This is a genomic window from Mesorhizobium huakuii, assembly GCF_030160235.1.
In the GTDB taxonomy this organism is placed as follows: domain Bacteria; phylum Pseudomonadota; class Alphaproteobacteria; order Rhizobiales; family Rhizobiaceae; genus Mesorhizobium; species Mesorhizobium huakuii.
In genome coordinates, this window is record NZ_BSNY01000073.1 from 1 (window position 1) to 4,536 (window position 4,536).

The window sequence follows — 4,536 nt, forward strand, 5'->3', positions numbered from 1 at the left end:
TTCGAGGAACAAGCTATGCTAGCTTAACCTCGTGTCCGAAAAACCGGCAGCAGCCCAGTCATCGCAAAGACCTCAGCCTCACGCGCAACTGCATAGTCCCATGGACCGCCGAGACTGAGCGCGGTCTGGTGTCGAACTCGCGTCAGTGAAGCTGCGGTCAATCCCTGAATTCCGGGATTGACCATGATTTGGGTCTCCAATCGCTGCTGCACGCGGCATAGCAGCAGGGAGATGTACCGAGCCATTTGCCAGTCGCTCACCAGCAGAAGCGCGGGATCGCGCAGGGCAGCCGGTTGCAATTCCGGGTCGTTGCGGCTTGCGGCGAGAACAGTCGGCTCTTTCGCTGCCACGATAGCATCAGTCCGGATTTCCGTTTCTGCTGGCGCTTCGTTGATCGCATTCGCCGATTGCGCGGCCCCCCTCTTGTGCGTGACGAAGGGCAAAGTCGTGGTATTGTCGGAATCAGCCATGGATCCGAGCTCCCAACAGCTTGGCTGTGGTCAAGCCGGGTTGCGTGCAAGCGCACGTCGCCCAGCCGTATTCCCGCAACGGCCGATATCAGCAAGGACCTGGGTCGTTGCGAGCGGCTGAAGCGGCCAGTCTATCGTGACCTTTTAACTGACCCGAGATCACTTTGCAATCACATGATCTGAAAGATATCACCGGCGCCCAGATGCGAGCCGCGCGGGCACTGGTCCGTTGGAGCGCGAAGGATCTGGCCGAAGCGGCAAGCGTGGGCGTAGCGACTGTAAGGCGTGCCGAGTCCGAGGACGGCATTCCGCCGACGACCTTAGCTAATCGAAAGGCGATCCGCAGCGCACTGGAGGCGGCGGGCATCGAGTTTATTTCTGAAAATGGCGGCGGCCCTGGCGTGAGGCTCGCTCGTCGTTTTTGATTTTGGGCGCTGCCAGCCATATACGCTCGACCAAGTGGCATGCAGTGGGCTGCAGCATGTGTCTGACCAATTAGAGGCCGCGTGTAGCCACTCGCGAGCGCACCTCCAAACGGCGCGGTAGCGAGCGAGTGGCGGCTTTGCGCGGCTTCGCGGACGATCGGGCTGACTGCTTCTGTCCCGAAAGCTGCCCTTGCTGCCGAACCCATGATGGTCGATATGGGTGTTTCTGCCTTTCAGCTTTTGGGGAAGGCAGCCGTGCACCACAGCGAAGCGATTCCCCAAAATCTGCAACTTACGACCGGGGTAGGAACGATCTGTCCCGAGGGTTGGGTTAACGCGGCAAGAGGTACGCACCAACAGAGTGGCGCTACTGAACGTTCTAGGTCGGGAGTCTTAAGCCAAAAAGCAGATTGAGTACCTTCTCAATTACCTTGCGGTAATCGTTGATCTGCGTGTCAGTTATCTGTTGGGTGGCTCGCTCGTGTATCAGTGAGTTCCTGAGCATATAGTAGTGATCGATCTTAGCTAGCAAGGTCCCCGGCATCGGGACGTGAATCTGAACTTCCTTTATGACTGCCTTGTGACCCTGTTCGAACAGACTAGCAATATGGCTATTTTTCTATTTGTTAGGAGGGAAGAGGTCCGCTCGCGCGACAATGAACTCCTTCAGCACGATCTCGAAATTGCTATCGAGCAGGATTAAGACCAGTCGATTGCGTGTGTCTATCTTCTGACGAAAGATCAGATCGACCATGCCCATGGCTTCGATTAACCCAAGTGTCCAAGGTCGAGTGTCGATTTTTTTCGACTGCGCTCCGTCAGTTCTTGAACGCGGGGCAACTTCCGGTTCGCGGTAGCTCGGGTAACACCATGCGGCGCTTCGTCTCTACATCCTCCGGCTCAACATCTTCTACCGATCCCGCGCGACAAGCATAGACTTCCTCGCCCCATTGCTTTTTGAGGCGCCTAGAGGGTGGGGCGCAGCCGTTGGAGGTCGTGTCTCGGCCTCCTTCAGCGCTCCTCTTCGACGGTGCTGTCGGGGAATGAGCACGAAGGCCTGCTTCAGCAGCAGTATAGGTCACCAAGGTAGCGGATTAGCTTCGCCGGGATGCGTGACGAACGTAGGTTTATCGACTATGATTTAGCTCTGAAGAAGAACGACTAACAGCATCTTCTGCCTGGCCGAGCAGTACGGCATCGAGCGGCGAAGGTTACAACAGACTTGCCAGCTTCAGAGCCCGTTTTGCGCAATACACACCATAGAGGGTACGGCAAATTGGTTTTGACCACGAGGTGCAGTCGCAGGACACAGGAGTGAGGACACTATCGTGTGGAGGCTTGAGATACCGGTTGCTCGCTACTTTGTAATCATCAGTGCCATTTTGGCTGCGATGCTCCCAGCGCCAGCAGCCGCAGTAAAATTATCGCTCCCCAAGAAATTGCCAGAGCTCCCCAAGAAACTTCCCGATCCTACTCATCCTGGCTCGCTCATTCCGGATTCGTCCAAACCTGGTTCTCCGAGCTCGCCCATTCCCGGCCCGCTCATTTCCAATTCGCCTATTCCCTTGCCGCCGGCAGCCAAGGAGGCGCTCGACAAATTGGGTGCGAAAGAAAAAGAAACCGCTGGCGCGGTGGTGAAACTTGGCGACGATACATTTGCAACTCTGCAAACTGCCGCCGGCGACTCTGTCCGTACGCTTGAAAAGGCCGGCGGTGACACGCTTACTACCGTAAAAAAGGCAGGCGCTGACGGCGTCAACACAGTCACTAAGGCCGCGGGAGACGCAACCGCAAGCTACGTTAAAGCGTGGCGAGACGTTGGTGATCAAAGCAAACGCAGCTTCAAGGATGTAATCGATGCCGGAAAAGCAGCCGCTCGCTTCGCTGAGAATCAAGCGAAATCCGAAGGGACGGCAGCCATCAGTGCTAAAAAGCGATTACGCGATGGGAAGATAATCGACTCCATTTGGGGCCTAGGAACCGAGCCGGCGAAGTCCGCCGAACAAAACTTCGCCAAAGCTACCGAGGAGAGCGACCTGCTTAATACAGCGGCCGCGAGCGCTGCGGCAGTTTATGGCGGGCCTGCAGGCGCAGCGGCGTACGCGGCATGGTCGACGTACCGTCGCACAGGCGACGCCAATCTGGCCTTGCGAGCCGGGATTGTGGCCGGCGTGACGTCGGAAATGGGCAATTCAGTGGCAACCCTGCCGGCCGGCACTACAGGTGAGATTATCAAGAAGGCCGCACTAGCCGGGGCGGCGGGGGGCATTGCTGTTGCGGCCGCTGGAGGTGACGAGCAAGCGATCAAGGACGGTTTCCTCAAATCCGCCGGGACTGTTTTGATCCAGGGGGGCAATGACAAACTTAAAGCCTACTCGCCCCAACTTAAGGATGCATATGATACAGTGCAGTGCATTTCTGCCCGTGACGTCGACTGCTTATCGAATACAACTTGGGCGCGGGACGCCAAAGGCAAAATGCTATACGATCCGAACGGAAAACCCAGAGTCGATCCAAGCGCGCTCGATCCAGAACAGTACGTCGGCAACTGGACCGGCCTTGACCAAAACTCAGACGAAGGGAAGAAAAATGCCTTTATAACACAGGTCTCAAAGCTTCCTGATACAGAAGCAGTTCCTCTCCTACATAACAATTGGGTTCTGACTTGGAAGTTGGGAGATGGCAAAGAAATACAATACAAATCGCCAACCGTCGTCCTTACCTATGTCGGGAAGGCTGCGCCCTTCACTTCAACAACAGTTTATGGTGGTTCGGCTGTCAGCAGCTTAGACAGCAAACAATCCGCTGCCGAATCACACCCGCAAGCCAAGAACACAACGCCTGGCCCTGGAGCGAAGCCACTGACCAAAGGTGAAACGAACTCCAAGCGGGTGCGGATGTTCACGGTTGAGCTTCAGGACATGCCTGGCAGTATTCGCCATTATAAGCAACGGGCCGGTGGTTCCTGGACAAGGAAGAATTCAGAAGACGGAAAGGTATCCCGGTGGCAGGCGGAGGCTCGCATAACACTGGATGGATGCACGGGCCAGACGCTTGTCATGCTGCCCATCAATCCTGGCACCCGCTACGAGGTGTTCGTTCCAGACAAAAGTTGTCCGGCAATGATTGCGAAGAGCCGCTTGGAAGGGACGGATTGGAGGGTGATGGGTGCAATGAAAGACATAAAATGACGAATGACGCTGTCACTCATTTGGCCATTTTGGGCAGATCCGAACGACTTGTGCATGTCTGGGCTGTGGAGCGCGGATATACGGATTATGTAAGGTCTCAGCTTCGATCAGAACAACCGATTGCCTCCATACAGCTCGGCTAGCCCGGCCCTGCCACACCCAGATCTGAGCGGTGAGGCCGCCAAAAGCGCCGCGGCGACCTGGGCTCGTCCTGTCTTGTCGGCGAGTTCAACCAACTCATATCGCGCGCGAACGCCCTCGACATCGTTCCAGGCCTGATCGAGGAAGAACCGTAGCACACCAGCATGCGGCTCCTGGCGCGTGACGCGCTCGGCGACCACATCCGCTCAGGCGCGATTCGGGACAGAACTTGCAGGTTTTGCGCAACCTGGCCCAACTTGAACAGTTGGACGTGAACGGATAGCGAACACTGTCCGTTAAGCCATTGAA

Annotated in this window: 3 protein-coding genes; 2 read left to right on the forward strand and 1 reads right to left on the reverse strand. The window is 56.5% G+C overall.

Going from position 1 to position 4,536, the window contains the following annotated elements; all coding sequences use genetic code 11:
- Positions 1 to 23 precede the first annotated feature (23 nt).
- Positions 24 to 470 (reverse strand): hypothetical protein, encoded by a 447-nt coding sequence (locus tag QQK95_RS33230; protein ID WP_284278816.1) that lies wholly within the window; start codon positions 468 to 470, stop codon positions 24 to 26.
- 179 nt (positions 471 to 649) lie between these two features.
- Between QQK95_RS33230 and QQK95_RS33235 the strand changes: the two genes are divergently transcribed.
- A complete protein-coding gene (locus QQK95_RS33235; protein WP_284278818.1) occupies positions 650 to 895 on the forward strand; it encodes a helix-turn-helix domain-containing protein in 246 nt (81 codons plus the stop codon).
- A gap of 1,328 nt (positions 896 to 2,223) precedes the next feature.
- Entirely contained in the window at positions 2,224 to 4,086 is a 1,863-nt protein-coding gene (locus QQK95_RS33240; RefSeq protein ID WP_284278817.1) for a hypothetical protein, read from the forward strand.
- Positions 4,087 to 4,536: the final 450 nt, after the last annotated feature.